The 20,207-nt window shown below is 62.9% G+C and carries 17 protein-coding genes and 1 pseudogene; 8 read left to right on the top strand and 10 right to left on the bottom strand.

What is annotated here, in order from left to right; translation table 11 throughout:
• Positions 1 to 31 precede the first annotated feature (31 nt).
• Both AWC19_RS20380 and AWC19_RS20375 read left to right on the top strand, forming a co-directional pair.
• The gene (locus AWC19_RS20380; protein ID WP_085079806.1) at positions 32 to 1,021 is read left to right on the top strand and encodes a fumarylacetoacetate hydrolase family protein; all 990 of its coding nucleotides are present in this window, start codon (positions 32 to 34) and stop codon (positions 1,019 to 1,021) included.
• Between the two features lie 70 nt (positions 1,022 to 1,091).
• Entirely contained in the window at positions 1,092 to 3,071 is a 1,980-nt protein-coding gene (locus AWC19_RS20375; RefSeq protein WP_085079805.1) for a heme-binding protein, read from the top strand.
• A gap of 531 nt (positions 3,072 to 3,602) precedes the next feature.
• Here AWC19_RS20375 and AWC19_RS20365 read toward each other — a convergent pair.
• The 6 genes from AWC19_RS20365 to AWC19_RS20340 all read right to left on the bottom strand — a co-directional run bounded on the left by AWC19_RS20365 (position 3,603) and on the right by AWC19_RS20340 (position 8,475).
• Positions 3,603 to 5,021: an FAD-binding oxidoreductase gene (locus tag AWC19_RS20365; protein WP_014711185.1), complete on the bottom strand. Its 1,419-nt coding sequence runs from the start codon at positions 5,019 to 5,021 to the stop codon at positions 3,603 to 3,605.
• A 90-nt stretch (positions 5,022 to 5,111) separates the two neighbouring features.
• Positions 5,112 to 5,354: a hypothetical protein gene (locus AWC19_RS20360; protein WP_014711184.1), complete on the bottom strand. Its 243-nt coding sequence runs from the start codon at positions 5,352 to 5,354 to the stop codon at positions 5,112 to 5,114.
• Positions 5,351 to 6,004, bottom strand: a complete 654-nt coding sequence (locus tag AWC19_RS20355) for a VOC family protein (protein ID WP_085079803.1) — start codon at positions 6,002 to 6,004, stop codon at positions 5,351 to 5,353. Before AWC19_RS20355 ends, AWC19_RS20360 begins: the two co-directional genes overlap by 4 nt.
• Positions 6,005 to 6,109: 105 nt before the next feature.
• Entirely contained in the window at positions 6,110 to 6,304 is a 195-nt protein-coding gene (locus AWC19_RS20350; protein ID WP_081490079.1) for a ferredoxin, read from the bottom strand.
• 2 nt (positions 6,305 to 6,306) lie between these two features.
• Positions 6,307 to 7,506, bottom strand: coding sequence for a cytochrome P450 (locus AWC19_RS20345; RefSeq protein ID WP_014711182.1), 1,200 nt, complete (start codon positions 7,504 to 7,506; stop codon positions 6,307 to 6,309).
• A gap of 39 nt (positions 7,507 to 7,545) precedes the next feature.
• Positions 7,546 to 8,475, bottom strand: coding sequence for a PDR/VanB family oxidoreductase (locus AWC19_RS20340; RefSeq protein WP_014711181.1), 930 nt, complete (start codon positions 8,473 to 8,475; stop codon positions 7,546 to 7,548).
• Positions 8,476 to 9,005: 530 nt separating this feature from the next.
• Between AWC19_RS20340 and AWC19_RS20335 the strand changes: the two genes are divergently transcribed.
• The 4 genes from AWC19_RS20335 to AWC19_RS20320 all read left to right on the top strand — a co-directional run bounded on the left by AWC19_RS20335 (position 9,006) and on the right by AWC19_RS20320 (position 14,537).
• The gene (locus AWC19_RS20335) at positions 9,006 to 11,327 is read left to right on the top strand and encodes a transketolase-like TK C-terminal-containing protein (RefSeq protein ID WP_085079801.1); all 2,322 of its coding nucleotides are present in this window, start codon (positions 9,006 to 9,008) and stop codon (positions 11,325 to 11,327) included.
• Positions 11,328 to 11,375: 48 nt separating this feature from the next.
• Positions 11,376 to 12,587 (top strand): CaiB/BaiF CoA transferase family protein, encoded by a 1,212-nt coding sequence (locus AWC19_RS20330; protein WP_014711179.1) that lies wholly within the window; start codon positions 11,376 to 11,378, stop codon positions 12,585 to 12,587.
• A gap of 2 nt (positions 12,588 to 12,589) precedes the next feature.
• Positions 12,590 to 13,504: a hydroxymethylglutaryl-CoA lyase gene (locus tag AWC19_RS20325; protein WP_014711178.1), complete on the top strand. Its 915-nt coding sequence runs from the start codon at positions 12,590 to 12,592 to the stop codon at positions 13,502 to 13,504.
• Between the two features lie 115 nt (positions 13,505 to 13,619).
• Entirely contained in the window at positions 13,620 to 14,537 is a 918-nt protein-coding gene (locus AWC19_RS20320) for an adenylate/guanylate cyclase domain-containing protein (protein WP_238535828.1), read from the top strand.
• Between the two features lie 45 nt (positions 14,538 to 14,582).
• On the opposite strand, the gene AWC19_RS20315 is transcribed toward AWC19_RS20320, so the two are convergent.
• From AWC19_RS20315 to AWC19_RS20295, 4 genes are all read right to left on the bottom strand, one after another.
• Positions 14,583 to 15,449: a hypothetical protein gene (locus AWC19_RS20315; protein WP_085079800.1), complete on the bottom strand. Its 867-nt coding sequence runs from the start codon at positions 15,447 to 15,449 to the stop codon at positions 14,583 to 14,585.
• 607 nt (positions 15,450 to 16,056) lie between these two features.
• Complete coding sequence (locus AWC19_RS20305) at positions 16,057 to 16,530, bottom strand: flavin reductase family protein (protein ID WP_050989412.1); 474 nt, start codon at positions 16,528 to 16,530, stop codon at positions 16,057 to 16,059.
• A 115-nt stretch (positions 16,531 to 16,645) separates the two neighbouring features.
• The gene (locus tag AWC19_RS20300; RefSeq protein WP_041297799.1) at positions 16,646 to 17,305 is read right to left on the bottom strand and encodes an NUDIX hydrolase; all 660 of its coding nucleotides are present in this window, start codon (positions 17,303 to 17,305) and stop codon (positions 16,646 to 16,648) included.
• A complete protein-coding gene (locus AWC19_RS20295) occupies positions 17,302 to 18,174 on the bottom strand; it encodes an SDR family oxidoreductase (RefSeq protein ID WP_014711173.1) in 873 nt (290 codons plus the stop codon). The genes AWC19_RS20300 and AWC19_RS20295 overlap by 4 nt, the downstream gene beginning before the upstream one ends.
• 248 nt (positions 18,175 to 18,422) lie before the next feature.
• Here AWC19_RS20295 and AWC19_RS20290 point away from each other — a divergent pair, with 248 nt between their 5' ends.
• Together AWC19_RS20290 and AWC19_RS29930 are read left to right on the top strand one after the other, a co-directional pair.
• Complete coding sequence (locus tag AWC19_RS20290; RefSeq protein WP_041297798.1) at positions 18,423 to 19,184, top strand: TetR/AcrR family transcriptional regulator; 762 nt, start codon at positions 18,423 to 18,425, stop codon at positions 19,182 to 19,184.
• Between the two features lie 330 nt (positions 19,185 to 19,514).
• A pseudogene (locus AWC19_RS29930) lies at positions 19,515 to 19,662 on the top strand (acyl-CoA dehydrogenase family protein); the annotation flags it as partial.
• Between the last annotated feature and the right edge of the window lie 545 nt (positions 19,663 to 20,207).

The raw sequence follows: 20,207 nt of genomic DNA, 5'->3' as shown, positions 1-20,207 counted from the left end.
GACGGTTCGCCGACGATCGAGGCGAGCAAGGATGAGGCTCGTCCGCGCACACGGTGGTGCCACCGGCCTGATACTCGAGGCCGATGGGCGCCTCGAGGTACTCGACATCGCTGCAGCCGGCGAGACGCTGCGCGCAGCGAAGCCCCACATCGCCGACGGGGTTCAGGCTTTGTTTGATGACAAGCGGCAGAGCTGGCTACCGATGATCGAGCGGTGGACCGAGGCGCGCGAGACGCTTCGGTTGCTTGCCGAGCATGCTTTTGGGTGCTGGGACAGCAGTACTCATGATCTCCCGCTGACACCCCTGAATGAGTTGGAGCTCGAACCCCCGTTGCCCGATCCGGGCTCTCGGATCTTTGCAATGGGCGGTAACTTTCCGGCCCACGCCTCGAAGATGTCCGGAGTGCTGAATCTGCCGGAGTCCGTGACGAATTCAGCTGCCCACGATGCGCCGCCCTGGGGGTTCTACGTGATTCCCGGCACGGTGGTCGGACCGAAGCACACGATCGTACCTCCGCCAGGAACCAAATACCTGGACTACGAAGCTGAAGTGGCCGTGGTGCTCGGCGGCGATGCGCACGACGAGCTATCCGCTCGTTTCTGGGGATATACAGCATGGAACGACTTCAGTATCCGCGACACAGCCCTCGGCGCTGCACAAACTGACCATGGACCCTTGACCTGGTCGTTGACTAAGAACTTCCGCACCGGGAATAGCTGCGGGCCCTGGATGGTCGTCAACTACCCGCCCGTCGACAATCTTTCGATCACCTGTCATGTCAACGACGAGTTACGGCAGTCGGGCAGCACCGCGCAGATGGCCCATTCGTTTGGCCGAATCGCCAGCTATATCAGCGAATTCGTTCCGCTGAGCGCTGGCGACATGATTCTGTCCGGCACACCCGCGGGGACCGCGATCGAAGGCGGAGTTAACGGCGCATTCCTGCAGGCCGGCGATCACGTTGATGTTCGGATCGATGGGGTCGACACGTTGCGCAACGTGATCGGCGCCGGTGACTGATCGTCTTCGCTTGATCGGAAGCCTCTTCCCATCACCTGCACAAATCTTCTGACGGAGGCATAGAGACACCATGCTCGTAAAGATCATCGGCGGTGGGCCCGCTGGCGCATTAACCGCCAGATTAGCAGCCTCGCGTCACCCCGACTGGACGATCGAGATTTTCGAAACGCTGCCGCCCGATGATACTTTCGGATTTGGCGTCGGTCTGACCAGGGCTCTGTTGCACGCCGTGCAAGTAGCCGATCCGGTGGTCTTTGATCGCTTGATGGCGGCTACCTTCCCCTTCTCTTCCGCCAGCTTCCGCCTTCCCCAGGGCACAACGCAATTCGGGCAATTCCATAGCGGTGCCATCAGGCGTTCGGAACTGCTCCGGATACTGCTCGAAAGTGCCGCAGAGGCCGGCGCCGACGTCAACATCGGCAAGAGCGTCCATGTCGACGATTTGACGGAAGAAGCCGACATCGTCGTCGGAGCCGACGGGCTATCGAGCTCAACCCGCGCACGATTCGCGCCGCAGCTGGGCGTCCACCAGTCCAACGGCCGCGGCGCCTTCATCTGGTGCGCCGCTGACATCGAGCTGGACGGCACTGTCTTTCATCCGGTGCAGACGTCGGCTGGAACTTTTGTGGCGCATGCCTACCCCTATGCTCCCGGTCTTTCGACGTTCGTCATCGAAGCCAGCGTTGACACGCTGGAGCGCGCCGGGTTCGTCAACCGCACGTGGGAATCGGAATCCTCCTCCGATGAGGAGGCTTTGAACTATCTGTCCGAGGCCTTCGGTGCGTTGCTCAAGGGCGGCCACTTCTTCGGCAACCGCTCACGTTGGACGCACTTCACCACGTTGGCATGTGACCGTTGGTCCTACCGCAATGTCGTGCTGTTGGGTGACGCGGTGGCGACCGTGCACCCGTCGCTGGGCTCGGGCACCAAGGTTGCCCTCGAAAGTGCCATCGCCCTTGTCGACTACCTGGACACCGTTGAGGGCCAGCCCGTCTCTGATGCCCTGGCCGGGTTCAGTCGCAGCCGGCGGCCCAGTGTCGCGCGCCTACAGGAGCGAGCGGCACGCAGCCAACTCTGGTGGGAGTCCTTTTCCCAGCGGCTGCACCTTTCGCCATCGCGCGTGGCAGTGGCCTATCTCAGTCGCGCCGGCGTGGTGTCGCTGGACAGCCTGGCTAAGACAGAGCCGGCGTTGGCGGCCAACGCAATTGCGGACTTCGCGGACGTTCCTGTCGACGATGTACCCGATTCCAACTTGACAGACTGGGTTTTGAATCTCCCGCTGCATACTGAGGCGATCAAGCTCGACGACCGCAGGTTGCCGCCGCCGTCCGGACACGACGCGGCTTCGGGCATCGCGACGATCGACGTCAACTCCGGGGATGCCTGGGGGCCGCACGGCGAAGACTATCTAGATCTGGCACGCGAATACATGCAGTCCGGCGCCACCGTGATCGCGTTGCACGGCGGCGACACCCGCTCCGAGGTGATGGATCGGTTGGCTGTCGCGGAGCGCATCCGCATCGAAACGGGCAGCGTCGTCGCCGTCCGAGCTCGACGAGACCACCAAGACATCGTCGCCGACGGCATTGTCGCTGGGCGAACAGACCTCATTCAACTCGAAGGAGTAAGGAGCCGTCCCGTGTCGAAGTTCAACAGCAATTCTCTGCTGCCCGAAGGATCGGTGCTGGCGATGCTCAAGGCGGCGGTCAACGCGGCGCGCGAACTCGAGGCGCCGTCGGGTGTGGCAATCGTGGACGCTACGGGTCTGTTGCGAGCCTGGGTCCTGATGGACGGCGCCACCCCGCTGGCCGTGGAAGTCGTGCCGAAAAAAGCACGCACTGCCGCGTTCAGCGGCCTACCCACCGGCGATGTGCCGGCCGAAATCTCAGCCCAGCTCGCCACGGCGTCGCAAACATTCGTCGCGTTGCCTGGCGGGTTGCCGATCGTCATCGACGGCGCCATCGTCGGTGGAATCGCCGCCGGAGGTGAGTCGGCGGAAAACGATGTCGCGATCGCTCAGGCCGGGCTCGACGTCCTGGCAACGCTTTAACCGGGTCGATCTAGCTCGGGCTCATCGCAAGGCATCGGGTACGTTTTCCTCGGCGACGCATGGGCTGGGCCGCTCGTAAAGTTTCAGCGATGCGGGGAACACGCGCCTGAGCGGTTGCCGCCCTGAGCGGGCGCGGTCATCGACTGCGCCCAGCCAGGCGGTTTCATCAGCCGACAACCGCGGCCGTTTCTGCCCGTGGGGTACTGACGATCGCGGATTCCCATCACCAGACCGGCGAAACCACGTGCTACCACACGTCGCCGACACACCGCCGCTCCCCGGCACCCTTCGAAGGCACCCCGGCTGCGGTCAACTCCCAATGCCGACGTCGCACCGACAACAGCTGAGGCTGGCCCGTCATCAACACCCCTGACTACGAAGTGTTGCAATCACCCCATGAGTCCAAGCCGGCGCCGATCGTAGTGTTCACCGACCCTGACCGGTAGCCATGACTGGCCACGTCATCCACCAGGCGGTGACGCGTCGATGCGGGGGTTGGCGTTATCTGTAGCGACGGCAATCAAAGGCCGGTCAAACGGCGCTAGTTGGGGTCGGATCGATATTCTTGTTGTATCGCAGCATGTTCTGCGGATCCCATTTGATCTTCGCATCGACTAGGCGGCGATATTTCTCGGGTGATCCCCACGCACCTTTGCGCCACGCGGAGCCCAGGTCGGTTGTGAGATTGATGTAGCAGTTATCCCTGAACTCAGGCCGCAGTTCAGCATCGAGGGCGTCAGCCCACGCCATGAACGTGGCGTCGTCGGACGGGTCATCCCATTGCGTCGCCACTTCCCAGAACCAGGTGGCGCCCTCTCGTGAGAAAGCGCAGGAATCTTCCTCGAAGTCGTCGCTGATCGCACCGCCGAGTGCCCAAAGGTTCTGCACGGTGCTGGGCGTCGGAGGTGCCGTGGGAGCAGGGGCGATCCCCGCGTGCTTGATGGTCGCGTCGATCGCACTGTCGGACAGCTCGCTCAGGTACCCGCCCTTGGTGTACACACGTCGCCCGTATGGCGCGATAACGTCGAGCATCGAATTGGCTGCGGGCCACGGAACCGGTTGCACAGCAACGGTAGCCGGCCTACCCAAACTTGCCAGTTGTGCCATCACCCGATCGGAGTCGCTTTGTGGACCGGTGAACACCACGACGAACATCAGAACGTCAGTGCCGTGTGCTTCGACCGGCACCGGCGGCAGGGGGGGACACTGGGTGAGGGCAGCAATCAGCGCCAATTCCCTTGGCGCCGTGGGCATATACTCGCGGAGAGACTGGAGGACCTCGGATGCCTGATCCAGCGAGAACGGGATCATGCCGGCTGACACCATCTGGGGTATGGGATGGGCCTGGAACTCGAAGTTGACCACCACGCCGAAGTTGCCGCCTCCACCGCGAACCGCCCAGAACAAGTCCGGATTCTCGTCGGCGCTCGCACGTACTAGGCGCCCGTCGGTCGTGACGATGTCGCATGCGAGAAGGCTGTCTACCGTCGCGCCGCGCGCGCGCATGTTGTAGCCCACGCCTCCGCCGATTGTGAGCCCGGCGACCCCGGTGGTGCTCACCGTCCCGGCGGGCACCACTAGACCATATTCGGCGAGCGCTCCATCCATCTCGCCCAGCAGCACGCCGGCGCCGAGTCGCACCCGACGCGAGTCGGGTTCGACGGAGATCTGCTTGAACTCACTGAGGTCAACTACCAGTGCATCGTCGGGCATCGCGCTTCCGTCCACCCCGTGCCCGCCGGCCCGGATCGCAAGACCGCGGCCCTGCTCGGCAGCGAATCGCACGGCGGCGATGACGTCATCGGCGTCCAAAGCACGTGCGATAGCCGATGGCTGTTGATCGCTCATCCGGGTGTTGTAAATGGCCCGCGATCGCACGAACATTTCGTCGCCGGGCGTATATACCGGTCCCCGAAAGTTGGAAAGGCCTTTCAACACAGGCACCGACATGTCACTCCTCCGAAATCTAATCGCGGTTGATTGCCAAAGAGCTGCCGAGGTGCAAGTTGTTCTCTCGTCAGATCGATTTCTTGCCGGTCGTCACTCCGGCTGGATATGCAGCTGGTCGCTGTCGAACTGGGTCACCTTGCCGTTGCTCAGTGCGCCGATCGCGCTGAACCAGACTGCGCGTCGCGCACGCGCTTTCTTTCGGTCGATGATCAACGAGCCTTCACTGCTGATCTCGACGTAGTGGCCGATCACCCGCGCATGGTCGGCGACGGCGCTGCCCTCGTCGATGACGGGCTTGAATTCGGGCACGTTGAGCACATACAGGCGGATCACCGAATGAGCTCCGCGGCCGGCGAGACATCCTCGCTGTGTTCCAGGATAAGTTCGGCTTTGCGCGCCCACAGCGCCGCCAGCGAAGGCTTTTCCGACGACGCCACCACATCGAGCAAAGCTCGCACGGTCAATTCGGCATCATCATCGTCGGCAACGGTGGTCGCCCTCGTGGGACAGGTGAATTCGACGAGATACCCGTTGGGGTCATGGGTGTAGATCGACTCGATCGTCTCGTGCTTGACCCGCATTTCGACATGCCAGTCGTTGGACTGCAGACGGCGTTGGTATTCCTCGAGGACGTCAACCGAATCCACATGGATCGCCAAGTGACGAGAATCTCGGAAGAACCCAGGAATTTCCGGGCCGTGGGTGGCGTACGCGTCGCCGTCGGGACTGAACCGCTCTACCCCGAAGTAATAGAAGAACGCGATTCGATCGCCTTTGCCGATGTCGAAGAAGAAGTGTACGAAATCCGGGTGGTCCGCCGGACCCCAGCCCACTGCGCAGACCGAGTGCACGATCGGAAAACCCAAAATGTCGTGGTAGAAGCGGACGGTGCCTGCGGGGTCGAACGTCGGGAATGCCGCATGGTCAACGCCGCGCGCCAAGTGGTCAAGCCCCGTGGGCGTGCTGTCAGCCACGTGTTCCACCTTCCTCGATCCAGGTGCTGCTGTCGTCCAGCCTAGGCGGCACTGGACCGCCTCGTCAACACCATCGTCAACTATTGGTCATATCCGTAAACCCCCTGTACGCGCTTATCCGTCGACGATGACCGCTTTGGTCGGGCACAGCTTTTGTGCGAATTCGACTTCTCCACGCATGCTCTCGGGGGGGCTTTCCAGTACGACGTGTGGGTATTCGTCGGAGTCCGCCATGTCGAAGACCTGCGGTGCTGCGCTTACGCATTGCCCGTGGCCCTCACAGAGTCCGGTATCGATCCTCACCTTCATGGTCACGACTTGAACACCGCCGGAAGCGATGGGATCGCCGCGGTTTCGGTCCCGCGGAACTCGTAGACCGCAGCCGCGGGATCGACCAGGGCGATATCGGGGGCCCGCGTCAGAAGCTCTTCGAGCGCCACCTTCATCTGCATGCGGGCAATGGGCGCTCCGGGGCAGGCGTGGATGCCGAAGCCGAAAGTCAGGTGCCTGTTACGTCGAGACTGCTTGCGGTCCAGGGAAAAAGCATCGGGGTCGTCGTAGACCTTCGGATCACGGTTGGCCGCAGCCCAGCACAACAGCACCGACTCGTTCTCGGCAATGTCGGCGTCACCAATGGTCGCCGGCTTGACCGCACGGCGGAATAACCCGAAGAAGGGGGGGTGGAGACGCAGCGTCTCTTCGATGGCTATGGGAATCAGGTCGTGATCGGCAGAGAGCCGAGATTTCACTTCGGGTGCCGATAGAACGTCGCACAGCAGACTTGACAGAGCCGCCACGGTGGTGCCGTGACCGGCCACGAGGAAACTACTCATGGTCATGGCGATCTGCTCGACACTGAGCAACTCGCCATCAATCTCGGCGGTAGACAACTCGGTGAGGAAGTCGTCGCGCGGCTGGTCGCGTCGCGCGAGGACCTCTTCGACACCCAATTGAGCCAGGGCCATGAAAGTGGCCCCCGCAAGCTCTTGGTCGCCCAGGCTTCCCACCATCTCTAGTGCCTTCGCGCGGACGGCATCCCGCTTCTCGGCGTCGAAGCCGAGAAAGTGACACAGCGCCAACAAGGGCAACTCCTCGGCGAAATCCGCGACGAGATCGAAGGAGCCACTCTCACGCAGCCGGTCGATCAGTGTGATGACATCGGCCCGGACAAGAGGTTCGATCTGGGCGGCGGTCTCGTTGTTCAATATCCGGCTGAACAGCTCGCGCCATGAGGTGTGTTCGGGTGGATCCTGCTCCAGCGGTGGAAAGGCGGGGCGTTCGGCGAACGGGCGCGTCACGCTCGGTGACGATGCGTAGGTCTTCCAGTCACCCTGGACAGCCTTGACGTCGTCGTAGTTCAGCAGGAGCCGGAAGCCACCTTGCTTGTCACTGCGACCGACAGGGCAGGCTTCCCTGGCTTCCGCAAACAGTTCATAAGCGAGTTCAGGGGTGGTCTCGTCTGAGGAGAAATTGCGGAGTTTCTCGATGAGGTCTTCGTGGGACGCGGACAACGGGGGTGGCCTTTCACTCGAATTACTGGGTCGCTGGGTTCAGATATCGATAGTCAATTTTGGTCCGAGGCAGCGTGATACGCAGATCATCATCGACTCGTTCGACGCGCGCTCCTGAGGGCTGAGAAACGAGTCCCGATGGTCTGGTAGGCCTTCGAGTACATCTACCTCGCAGGTGCCGCAGGTGCCTTCCATGCATGAGCTGAGCAGCTCGAGTCCGGCTTCTTGGGCGACTTCGAGAATGGATTTACCGGGAGGCACGGTAAGGGTGAGATCTGAAGTACTGCAATAGACTTCGAATGCCGACTCGGGCTCGAGTATCGCGTTCTGCCTGGGCGCGAAGCGTTCGACGTGCAGTGTCACGTCGTCTCTGGTCTCGCAAATTTGCTCCGTGGCTTCGATCATCGGCTCCGGGCCGCAGCAGTACACCGCCGTCCCCGGCTCTAGCTCAGCACATATAGCTTGGAGGTCAAGCAGGCCCTCTTCGTCTTCAGGGCGGCTCACGACTCTGTTTCCGTAACTGGAGAGCTCGGCGAGAAAGGGCATCGCTGCGCGTGTCCGCCCACCATAGTGCAACTGCCAGTGCGCGCCCCGGCGCGCAAGCTCGGCCATCATGGGTAGCAGCGGCGTGATGCCTATGCCGCCGGCGAGAAAGACATACCGTGGAGCGTCGCTGACGAGCGGAAAGCCATTCCGCGGGCCGCGGACAGTCAGCACCGACCCCTCAGTCACTTGGTCGTGCAGTCGAATGGATCCCCCTCGGCCGTCGGGCACTCGACGCACCGCAATCTGCCATCGGCGAACGTCGTCGGGGTCTCCGCACAGTGAGTACTGGCGAACGGTTGCCTCGTCGATGATCACATCGACGTGTGATCCCGGAGTCCAGATTGGCAGCGGCCCGCTGTCTTCGGCTCGTAAGGTGAGCTTGATGACGTCGGCAGCGGCGTGCTCGACGCTCTCGACGGTCATTTCTGCAACGGCCTCGCCCCCGGGTGGCGCGGCCGCACCCGTGGGGGTCCATGAGGTGTGGGTCACAGTCATTGAAGCGATAGTAAACTATTCGACGTTGCCGTAGCAATGCATCGGCCTATGCGGGCGTCGAACAGCGACGGGGCCGCCAGGAGGTGGCCGTAGGTCGCTCGAGTGATCGGTGCCTATACCGGTCGGTCTCCGCGCTACCGCGCACCAACTTTGATCGTTCTACGAGTATGATTATTTTTCGACAAAAAAGTCAGGGCCGAGGCACACTGTAAACCCGCCGCCGCGGCCGGCGTCACCAACGGCCAATTGCGCGTGACAACAGACAAGAGGTGCTTATTGTTCGAGCCTGAAAACCGTACTGCGGGGAACGCTGCGAACGCTGGCCGGATCCTGCATCGCACATCGTGCACGCGCCTACCGGGCCCCGGCCGGCCCCGATCCACCCGCGGCGTCGGGTGCCGGGCGCATCGCCTGACACGTCCGCATGAACCTGCCCTACTTGCCCGCCAGGAGCGCCCGTGACAACTGCTCAAGTTGATGACCACACGACCTCAACAACCGAACCCCTTCAGCGGATCGCCGACCACGTGCGGTGGCTGGCAACTGCGATCGTCCATCACGCGAACCACGTCCGGCCAAACCCCAGCGGGCTGAAAGTCGGTGGGCACCAGAGTTCATCCGCGTCGATGGTCGAGATAATGACCGCGCTCTACTTCGAAGAACTCCGAGAAGGTGACCGGGTCTCGGTCAAGCCGCATGCGTCGCCGGTCCTGCACGCGATCAACTACCTGCTTGGTTGGCTCGATGCGAAGTACTTGACCACGCTGCGCGATTTCGGTGGGCTGCAAAGCTATCCCAGCCGGTCGAAGGATCCTGATCCCGTCGACTATTCGACGGGATCAGTCGGCATCGGCGCCACCGCCCCCATCTGGGGGGCCTTCGCGCGCCGGTACGTCGACGCGAACTTCGGCAGCACCGGCATCGGTCGCCAGTATTCGCTCGTCGGAGACGCCGAACTGGACGAGGGTGCGGTCTGGGAAGCAATTCTGGATCCATCTGTTCAAGAGCTGGGCGAAATCGTCTGGATCGTCGACATGAATCGTCAATCGCTGGACCGCGTCGTTCCCAACATAGCCGCCGGCAGACTGGCGACGATGTTCGACGCCGCCGGCTGGCAGGTCATCAATGTCAAATTCGGTGCGCTGCTAGAAGAACTGTTCACCCGCCCGGGCGGTGCGGAGCTGAGAACCCGCATCGTCGAGATGGCCAACCCCGAATACCAGCGCCTGCTGCGCTGTCCGGCTGACGAGTTGCGCGCCCGACTGCCGGGTGACGGCCCCGGCTCGGCGGCGATCGCGCAACTTATCAGCGCACTCGACGACGAGACCGTCGTCGCGGCCATCAGCAACCTCGGTGGGCACGACCTCACAGCCCTGCGGAATGCGTTCGCACAGATCGACGACACTCGCCCCACGATCATCATCGCCTACACGATCAAGGGGTTCGGCCTTCCCACGCAAGGACATCCGCAGAATCACTCGTCGCTACTGAGCGTGGAGCAGTTCGAGCAACTCGCGGCAGCCACCGGCCAGGATGCTGCTCGCCCATGGTCAACGTTTGCGTCCGACACTCCAGAGGGCCAGATCTGCGAGGCCGCCGCTCGGCGGTTACGCCGCTCGATCGGCAAGCGCAAGTCGCCGCCGGCACTGCCCGTAGAGATCGGACGTACTCCGCTAGCCGTCACCACCACCCAGGCGGCCCTTGGGCGTACTCTGCTCGACCTGACCCGCGAGGCCCCCGAGGCCGCCCGCCGGGTCGTCACCGTCAGCCCCGACGTCAGCTCGAGTACCAATCTGGCCGGCTGGTTGAACAAAGTCGGCGTGTGGTCGGCGGCCGAGCGGCTCGATTGGTTCGCCGACGACGCGGAAACCATCATGCATTGGCGCGAAAAACCAACCGGCCAACACATGGAGCTCGGCATCGCTGAGACGAATCTCGTCGGACTCATCGGCGAACTCGGCGCCACCTGGAGCCGTTGGGGAGAGCCGCTATTGCCAATCGGTGTCTTGTACGACCCGTTCGTGGAGCGCGCGCTCGAGCCATGGTCCTACGGCATTTACGCCGGTGGGCAATCTATTCTCGTCGGCACACCCTCCGGTGTGACGTTGGCCGCCGAAGGTGGCGCGCACCAGTCGATCAAGACACCATCGATCGGTTTGGAGCAACCGGGCTGCCAGAGCTACGAGCCGGCTTTCGCCATCGAGGTCGAGTGGATGTTGTTGCACGCCCTGTCTCGATTGGGGCGCCCCGACGGTGAATCCGCCTACTTGCGCCTCTCGACGCGTCTGGTCAAGCAGGAGCTCGCCGATTTACCAACCGACCCGGCCGCGCGGGAACGTCGCCGCCAGCATGTCCTGGCCGGCGCATACACCATTCGAGCCTGCTCCAAGCCGCAGGCGACGATCGTGTCAATGGGTGCCGTCGTGACCGAAGCCCTTGACGCCGCAACCCGATTGGAGCAACTCGGGGTGCATTGCGAGGTCATCGTCGTCACGTGCCCAAGTCGGCTCTTCGAGGCCGTTCAGGCCCGACGAGGTCTCGCCGATGCGCCCTCGTGGATCGTCGACCAGGTGTTCCCCGCGCACCGCGCTGCACCTATGGTGACCGTTCTAGATGGACACCCCCACACGTTGGCATTTATATCGACGATCAACCGGGTGCCGACAAAATCCTTGGGAGTCAGCAAGTTTGGACAGGTCGGGTCTCTGGACGCCGTGTATCGCTACCACGGCATCGATACCGACAGCATCGTCCGGGCAGCTCTGGACCTTCAGGACTGACCGGAACCAACCTGCGCATTCTCCCGACCACACCCCACAGAAGGAACGATGACCGAGAACCTCACGGGTCCGCTCGCCGGGATACGCGTCCTCGAACTCGGCAATTTCATCGCGGCGCCCACCGCCGGCCGGATCCTCGCCGATTTCGGCGCCGACGTCATTAAAGTCGAGCGGCCTGGAGTCGGAGACGAACTGCGTCGGTGGCGGCTGCACGCAGGTTCGACGTCACTGCTGTTTCGCACCCTCGGCCGCAACAAGCGCAGCATCACCCTGGATGTCGGGACGCCGCAAGGCAAGCAGGTCGCGCTGCGGCTGATCGAGAAATCCGATGTGATCCTCGAGAATTTCCGACCGGGCACGCTCGAGAAATGGGGCCTTGGACCCAGCGAGATCAAACAAAGGAATCCCCAAGCCGTCCTCGTCCGCATCTCGGGCTATGGGCAAACCGGACCGTACCGCGACAGGCCTGGATTCGGTGGCGTCGCTGAAGCCATCGGCGGCCTGCGCCATGTCGTCGGTTACCCCGATCGCCCACCGGTGCGGGTAGGCGTCAGCCTTGCCGACACCGTCTCCGGCCTCTACGCGGTGATCGGCGCGTTGATGGGCTTACTGCAACGAGGCCGCGAGCCCAGCGGCGAAGTTGTCGATGTTGCGCTCTATGAAGCCGTGTATTCGCTGATGGAGTCGCTGGTGCCCGACCACGACGCCTTCGGTATCCGCCGCGCGCCAGAAGGAGCCGGCCTACCCGGCATCTCTCCGTCAAACACCTTCGCCTGTGCCGATGGCAAATACGTGGTCATCAGCGGTAACGGCGACGCCATCTTCAAACGGTTGATGAACACAATCGGACGCCCCGACCTCGCGCAGAACCCAGAGCTTTCCGACAACGCCGGGCGGGTGGCCCACAATCAGGAATTGGAGGACGCGATCGCAGGCTGGGCGGCGACCCTGCCGTCCGACCAGATCCTCGCCGAACTCGAAAGAGCCGCAGTACCTTCCGGTCCGATATATCAAGCCAGCGACATCCTTGCCGACCCGCACTTCGCTGATCGAGGGATGCTGGAAACACACTGCGTCGATATCGGGCACGATCGCCAGCAGCCGGTCGTGTTCCCCGGCATCGTGCCGGCGCTACAGAACCGCCCCGGCGCCACGCGATGGCTTGGACCGGAACTGGGAGCGCACACCAGCGAAGTTCTCCGCGAACTGGGCTTCGACAGTGAAGCCGAAAACGAACTGCGCGAACAAGGAGTGATATAGCGATGCCTGCAGACGACACAGTGGTGGTCACCGAGGTCTCGCTCCGGGACGGTCTGCAGATCGAGCCCGTGATCGTCCCCACCGACAAGAAGGTGGCCTTTGCTCATCGACTCGTCGATGCCGGCTTCACCCAGCTCGAAGTCGGTGCCTTCGTCAATGCGGCCAAGGTACCGGCCATGGCCGACTCTGCGGAGGTGGTGCACCAGCTCGGCGACCTTCCGGTGACCCTGCATGCGCTGGTGTTCAACCTGAAAGGCGCCCAGCGTGCCATCGCCAGCGGATGCCGCAACGTGCGATTCGTCGTGTCGGCCAGCGACGGGCACAGCCATGCCAACGCGGGAGTCTCGACCTCTGATGCACTCGACCGCGTCGACGAAGCCGCAGAACTGTTGCGCGACAACGCTATACACCTCGAAGCCACCATCGCCACCGCTTTTGTCTGTCCCTTCGACGGCGACACCCCGGTCCAACGGGTGTTGCGGGTCGCTGAGCGACTTATGCGTACCGGCATCGATGTGTTGCATCTCGCCGACACAATTGGCGCGGCGTCACCCGGCGATATCAGACGCACAATCAGTGCCGTCAGCGCTGAGTACACCGATGTGCAACTGGGACTGCACCTGCACAACACCTACGGCATGGCGGCCGCCAATGTCTGGGAGGGGTTGCAACTTGGAATCCGAAGGTTCGACGCCGCGCTCGGGGGTCTTGGCGGCTGTCCCTTCGCACCAGGAGCCGCCGGCAACATCGGCGCCGATGATTTGGTGCACTTCCTGCATCGCGAAGGCTTCGTTACCGGCGTTCAGCCAGATCGCCTGGCGGACGCGCGCGAGGAACTGACCCAATTGGTTGGCCACCAACTCGATTCGTCCCTCGCGCGTGCCAACAAGCCACCGGCCATGCTGCGGATCGCCTGACGGCTAGCGACGTGTAGGCCGGCCAGTGTCCGACGGTGTAGGCGCGGAACCAGCGGACGCCGGGACCCACAGCGCCAGCGGTGCACGCCACACGGAGCTCCTGACGGATGCAATCTTGGGTGCGCCGCGGGAGTTCACCAGCTACGAGATCGCCGCCGCAGCAGACGTTCCGGTGTACCGAGCCCGGCGTTTCTGGCGCGCGCTCGGGTTGGCCAACCCCGAGGAGGGTGCCGCAGAATTCACCGCTGCCGACGGTGATGCGCTACGACGCCTACTCCTTCTCATTTCCGACGGCATCGTTGACGAGAGCCACGCACTGCACATAACTCGATCACTGGGTGGGTCAACGGCACGGGTAGCGCGCGCATTCGTCGAGGCGATGCTCGATCCGCTCCCGCCCGACGCGGATGGGGCTGAACGCACATTCGCCGTCGGCACTGAGGAACTCATCCGTGCGCTGAGCGACATGGAGAGCCTTCTGGTCTACAGCTGGCGACGACAGGTCACCGCCGCGCTGCCGGTGCTTCAACGGCGCGGTCCACGCAGCAGCATTGCCGTCGGATTTGCAGACCTCGTTTCCTTCACGCATCTCAGTCGCCAACTCTCAGATCGCGAACTCACCAGTCTCGTCACTCGATTCGAGGAGCGAGCAGGCAACCTCATCACCGCCTACGGCGGACGGATAGTGAAGTCGATCGGTGACGAAATCTTTTTTGCCGCCGACTCCCCGTCCGTCGCAGCTACCATCGCGCACCGGATAGCCGAGAACGTCAAGCGGCGCCGTGTCCCCGGAATACGGATTGGAGTCGAATACGGGCCAGTCATCACCCACGGCGGGGATCTATTCGGTGACACAGTGAATCTTGCGAGTCGGCTCACCGCAATGGCCGCGCCCAACCAGATCGTGGTGGGGCCGTCGATGATGGCCGCCTTGGCGACGGTGGCGGGCTTCGAGATCCATCCGCTCCCAGTCACCGATGTGAAGGGTTTCGGCAGCGTGACGCCCGGAGTTCTGAAGGCGTGCGGCCGCTAACCGGCTCGGACTCGACCGCTCTGACGTAGGGCGAGGCGCCCGCGGTCACGCGCCGGCGGTCGCCAGCTCCCCGTGGTCAATCGAACCACCCAGCGCGGCTTTGAGTAGTCCGAGTTTCGATCTGACGTGCACCTCGTCTTCGGCGCGACCGACAACGAACGACAACGCCCACACGAAGGTCAGAGCCAACCCGAGTGTGACCAACCAAGCCAGATGGGTCACCCATAGTGGTGCGCTGCGGTTGAGTGCCGTCCACACGGGCCATGCGGCCGCGCCGTTACCGATTCCGTCGGCCATCGGTATGAAGGGGATGACGAGCGCCAACCTCCAACCCGGTAGGTGTGGCCGCAATCGGTAGATCAGAGTGCCCGCGGTGAGTGGCATGAGGGGATTCACGCACACCCACCACAGCGGGAGCCCCCAGAAGTTCAGCGGTTGCGGGCCGTAGTACTCGTAGGCCCCCATCAGGACTCCCGGACTTTCCAGCCAGATGTTGATGAACACATCGATCAGGTAGATGGCGAACACCATCCGGCGGGTGATTCCCACGTTGAAGATTCGATAGGCGAGGTAGGCCAGTCCCCCGACGTACCAGATGTAGACGAAGTTGATGAACAACGGGAAGTCTCTGCCCATCGAGTAAAACGTCGTCGTAGCTGCTCCCTGCCGGATATAGCAGAGACCGAGGGTGTCGACGATCGGCTCGAACAGGCACGCAATCCCGCCGCCGATCAAGCAGTACGTCAGCAGCGGACCGCGCCCGTTCAGCAGGTGTTTGACGGCGAAGAAACAGCCGATCAGAACGGGCACGCCCAGGAAGATCGTGAACAACACCTCGGGCATGAACGGCATCGGAGTCTGAGGGTGCGCGGGAACGGCGCGCGCGGCCACGATCTCGTAATGCGAGGTCATTGTCGTCTCATCACCCGTCTATGCGTTGATGCTCAATCAGGAGTCGTGCGGCCCTTGGTGGGCTGTTCGAGGTTTTAAGCCCTGCTCTGGGTCAGCATAGCCTTGTGTTGAACTTATTTTCAAGGATGAACCTCAATTCATTTGACGGCCGCCCGGGGTCTGTATCCCTGCCCCTAAGGGTCCGCGGCACTCCGTCCTGATGATTTCTAATGTGGAATCATTTCTGGCCTGCGTCTCGAACCGACGCGCCGTCAGATGAATATCAGCCACAGAGCGGTCTCATGCGTCGTCCCGGTCTCCTCCGCGGCATCATCCAGAGTTTCGCCCAGCTGCACTGCGCCATCTTCGGACCTCGCGCAGCAGCGGCGGTCGAGCAAGTGGCGCAGGATGATTCGCCGCTGCGCTCGGCAAAATTTCCGTGACAGCGCCGGGACCCGTTCCGGGTAGCCGGCCATCGGCAGACCGGTGCGACGGGAGGCCGTCCTCCCGGTACGGCGGCTCAACGGATACCCGAGGACGGGGCGCCGGATCGTCCCGGACAAGCTCGACGAGATTCGAGCGAAATTACTCGGCTAGTACGCGTTGGCCGAGAGTCGACGCACCCTGCTCATCGCGCAGCCAACCGGTGAAAGCCACTGCGGTGAAAGATGATCGGTTGCACGTCGGAGTAAAGAGTCACGCCCAGAACCGAAAGCACCACCATGGTGTGGTCACCGACACTGACGAGCTCGTGGATCGCCGTCTGCAGCCAGGCACTGGTCCCTTCGAGGAACACCGCACCCGTCTCGGCGGTCACCGTGGTTAGCTTCACGAACCGGTCGCCGCTCTTGGCCGCGAGCAACCGTGCAGCATTCTCGTGGTCTTCTGCGAGCAGGCTCAGGCCGAGCCGCGGCCGGGCGACCAGCTTCGGCCAGGTGGTCGACGTGTTCTGCACGAAGAACGCCACCAGCGGTGGATCCAGGGATACCGGCACGAAGGTGCTCGCGGCAAATCCCACCGGCTGATCGTCGACGGTCGCGGCGACGGCGACCACCCCCGAAGGAAAGTGGCCATACGCAGCGCGGAGCGAGAGTTGGTCGATTCCTACACCAGCTGGATCCACCGCGTCACCCCTCTACCCAATTCAACGGATACGCCAATTATTCAACGCTACCGTATCCGCGGGATGTCGGGCGCGGAGGGCGAGGTTGGGGCCGTCACGTCTCGATCCGTGGCTCTACGATTGCCGCCACGCGGGTATGCCGCCCGCGAAGCACCACCTCCGCGAACTGATACAGCAAGGCTCCAGTCGCGGCGTGGATGATGACGCCGAGCAGCGGGAACTCGATCAACGCGAGGCCAGTCTGGGGATCGCGCGGAAATCGCGGGGTCACCAGCAGATCGGCTAGCGGCACGAAGTACGCGCGAGCGACCTCGCCAGGATTCGGACGAATCGTCGGGTGAGATTCTGCCCAGCACACGATCGTGCTGATGAGATGATCGGAGCGCGTCACATAGTCATCAAGGCGCCCCAACACATCCTGGCGCCCCAACACGATCCCCGTTTCTTCTTCGAGTTCGCGTAGACCGGTGGCGATGACGTCCTCGCCCGGTTCAGACCGCCCGCCCGGCAATGCGTATTGGCCTGGAGCATGACGCAGTCCCGACGCCCGTTCAATGATCCAGATTCCGAATTCCTCGCCCCGACGGTGAACGACAATCACCACGGTTGCTCGTCGCAGCCCGCCGCCGGCGAACGCCCAATGCGAGAAGCGTTGCAGTGCAGCGATGATGGCTTCGCGGGCCAGGTTCAAACGCTCTGGTCCAACTTGCCGGCCTGCGCCATCGACATCGATGTCGGTTGGTGAGTCCGTCACGGCGTAGTCAACGGCGGACTGTACTCCCTCGCTGCCACGTCGTCGATCGTTGCCGGCGGCCGTCCCAGGAGCTGGGTGAGCACGAACGGGTTACCGCGAAACCCGTGGCGGTCGTAGTGGGCGTAGGTGGAGATCATGTCAGCGGCCGCCACCGGGTCATCAACCGCTCGGGGCGGCAGGGGGCCGCTGGCAACTGGAACCGTGCAGGCGTGCAGGTCCCTTCCGCGCGCCCGGCCGAGCGCGCGGACAGCCTCTCGCATCGTCGTTGCGGGACCGGCTAACTCGTAGCCCGCGTAGTCGTGCGCACCGGGCTCGAGCAACGTTCGCAACGCAACCGCAGCCCAGTCATCGAGATCGATCATCGACACGTCGGCGTCGATGTCGAACGGGACCATCACGGTGCTGTCAGGAGTCGGGCCGAACATCGCCAAGACCACCTGCGCATACATCGACGGTTGCAGGATGGTCCATTTCAGCGAGGAACTCGCGCGCAACACGCATTCGACACTGGCCTTGCGCTGATGGTTGCGTAGGAAGGGCGTATTCGAGTGCAGCACGGAGTGATAAATGAATCGTTCCACGCCGACGGCTTCGGCCGCCCGAATGGCGTTGATGAGGTATTCATCCTCGCGAGGATGCAAGGCGGGCGGGATTGCATATACCACAGAGGTATTCGCCAACGCCGGAGCCAAGCTCGCGGGCTCACCCAGGTCCGCAACGACAGGTCTGGGCGCTCCAGCCTTCACCAACCGGGCCGCGCCCACGTCGCTATGGCTGACCACGCGATAGTCGGCCCGTGCAGCGTTGAGGGCGCGGACCAGGCGTAGACCGGCCGTGCCGGCCGCACCGATGAGAACGATCTCACTCATCGCACTCCATTCCCGGCTCCGTGACAGAATGGCCGTGCAGGCAGATCTACGGGGCCGCGTGTGCGCTCGCGCCCGGGTCCCGCACCGTCACCAGGTCAGTCATTTCGAGCATCCGTCGCCGGCCCTGAAGGATAGCGGCGCCTGTCAGCATCGTCAACGAATTGGTCAAGAATTAGTCCCCAGCGTAAGCTGCTGATCAACTTGCTGGGTTCCGCATTCGGTAGACCCAGCGCGACAAGAGCGGGGAGATGGTGACACCCTCCGACGGCGCCAGGCCTGCTCGCCTCAAGCGACAACGCTCAGAAGAGAGCTCATCGAGTCTGCGTCGAGACCTCGTCGAGCACCGGATGTATGCCACCGCAACCGAATTGTTCGCGCAGCGCGGTTTTGCCGGCACCAGCTTGCAGGACATCGCCGACGCAATGGGCATCACCCGGCCTGCGCTCTACTACTACGTCAAGAGCAAGGACGACTTACTGGCTCGACTCATCGCCGAGATCACCGCGGGCAACACAGCACAGATTCGCGCGGTCGCAGAAAACGCGGCCTTGGACCCGGTCGCGAAGCTCTCGCAGGCCGCCGAAATCATGGCGCTCAACCGAGCACGGCAACCGTCCCGGTTCGTCCTGCTGGCCCGCTCCGAAGCGGCGCTTCCGACCGATCTGGCCACGATCCACGAAACGACCAAGCGCGCAATGCTGCGCATACTCATCGGCGTGATCCGTGATGGCATCGACACCGGCCACTTCCGCCACGTGGAGCCGCGGATGGCGGCATTGCAGATCATCGGCATGTGTAACTGGGTCGCGTGGTGGTTTCACAAAGATGACGCGACCAGTGCCGAGATTGTCGCCGCCGATATCGCCGATCTGGCGGTCGCAAGCCTGGTTCGGTCGGGCGAACCGGCAGCGGCCGCAAGCGGCCCCCGCGCGGCGGTAGAACTGTTGCGCCGCGACCTGGACTATCTTGAACGCCTCATTGCTGAATCCGAACAGCCCGAGCCGATTTAGTCTTCGGTCGACTCGAGGCGTTCGCGAAATACCTGGGTCATCGATCGGCAGTGGGTTCGACGGCCCGAGGCCGCATGACAGTGTCCAGGATGAGGATCAACTCCCGCCGAGTCGGCGGCCGCCCGGTGACAACGAAGTGCTGGCTGACGAGCGCCGGGCCAATCTGTACGCTCCATGGCGTCACTGAGGCCGAATCGATCTCACCCTGCTCCACAGCTGTTCGCATTGACCGACAAACAACACGTGCGATTCGAACTTGCCGAAATGTCGACGGAGATCGACATCGCTCAGGCATACGTAGACAGATCCGTGTTGGCCTACAACGCCGGCCGCTGCCTACAATTGCACGGCGGCTACGGGTATATGACCGAATACCCGGTAGCACGAGCGTATCTCGATACCCGTATTCAAACGATCTACGGCGGCACCGCCGAAATAATGGAAAAAGATCATCGGGCGAGACATCGCCGCCACCTGAGCACAAGGCGGTGCGACCGAGCCGCCAAGCGGGAATGCGGTCTGGGCTTTGTCACCGTGGTGGCTGCTATTGCAGCGCACCGCAACAGGATGCACCCACTTGCCAACGGCTCTGCACCATGTGCTGTCCAGTACCTGCGCGCAAAGGACGGTGTCGCGGCACCAACATGCGCTATGGCAATGCGTCTCCCTGCTAACGGCGGTAGCAAGGTTGCTGCGACGATATGCCTCCAGCTGGGTTCGTGATTTAGTCCGTATGCCCCTTAGCCACTCGTCAACCATGAGGTTGCGACCAAGTCATCGTTTAAGCGGATCGCTCGAATAGATCCTCGATGAAACGCCGTCGTTCAGGCCAATCGGCCGAACGCAGAGCGGCATGGCCGAATTCGGTAACGATCACTTCGATATCGTGCGCGGCGGTGGAGACTGGCCGCTCAGCTGTTCGACAAAGGGTGAGCGTCCCTTAAAGTGGCTGTGACAGCCTGATTTGGCCCCGGGTGGGCGGTCGAAAGTGGCCCCACCTGTGTGGTCGCGGGTGTGCTGTTG

The sequence above is a fragment of the Mycobacterium palustre genome, assembly GCF_002101785.1.
GTDB classification, from domain to species: domain Bacteria; phylum Actinomycetota; class Actinomycetes; order Mycobacteriales; family Mycobacteriaceae; genus Mycobacterium; species Mycobacterium palustre.
The sequence above is the reverse complement of the archived record's forward strand: the minus strand, read 5'-3'. Positions and strand labels throughout refer to the sequence as shown.

What these genes read in the sequence shown, in the direction of transcription:
- AWC19_RS20380 (WP_085079806.1), top strand. Translation starts at nt 32, where the DNA reads ATGAGGCTCGTCCGCGCACACGGTGGTGCCACCGGCCTGATACTCGAG.
- AWC19_RS20375 (WP_085079805.1), top strand. Translation starts at nt 1,092, where the DNA reads ATGCTCGTAAAGATCATCGGCGGTGGGCCCGCTGGCGCATTAACCGCC.
- AWC19_RS20365 (WP_014711185.1), bottom strand. Translation starts at nt 5,021, where the DNA reads ATGTCGGTGCCTGTGTTGAAAGGCCTTTCCAACTTTCGGGGACCGGTA.
- AWC19_RS20350 (WP_081490079.1), bottom strand. Translation starts at nt 6,304, where the DNA reads ATGAAGGTGAGGATCGATACCGGACTCTGTGAGGGCCACGGGCAATGC.
- AWC19_RS20340 (WP_014711181.1), bottom strand. Translation starts at nt 8,475, where the DNA reads ATGACCGTCGAGAGCGTCGAGCACGCCGCTGCCGACGTCATCAAGCTC.
- AWC19_RS20330 (WP_014711179.1), top strand. Translation starts at nt 11,376, where the DNA reads ATGACCGAGAACCTCACGGGTCCGCTCGCCGGGATACGCGTCCTCGAA.
- AWC19_RS20325 (WP_014711178.1), top strand. Translation starts at nt 12,590, where the DNA reads ATGCCTGCAGACGACACAGTGGTGGTCACCGAGGTCTCGCTCCGGGAC.
- AWC19_RS20315 (WP_085079800.1), bottom strand. Translation starts at nt 15,449, where the DNA reads ATGACCTCGCATTACGAGATCGTGGCCGCGCGCGCCGTTCCCGCGCAC.
- AWC19_RS20295 (WP_014711173.1), bottom strand. Translation starts at nt 18,174, where the DNA reads ATGAGTGAGATCGTTCTCATCGGTGCGGCCGGCACGGCCGGTCTACGC.
- AWC19_RS20290 (WP_041297798.1), top strand. Translation starts at nt 18,423, where the DNA reads ATGGTGACACCCTCCGACGGCGCCAGGCCTGCTCGCCTCAAGCGACAA.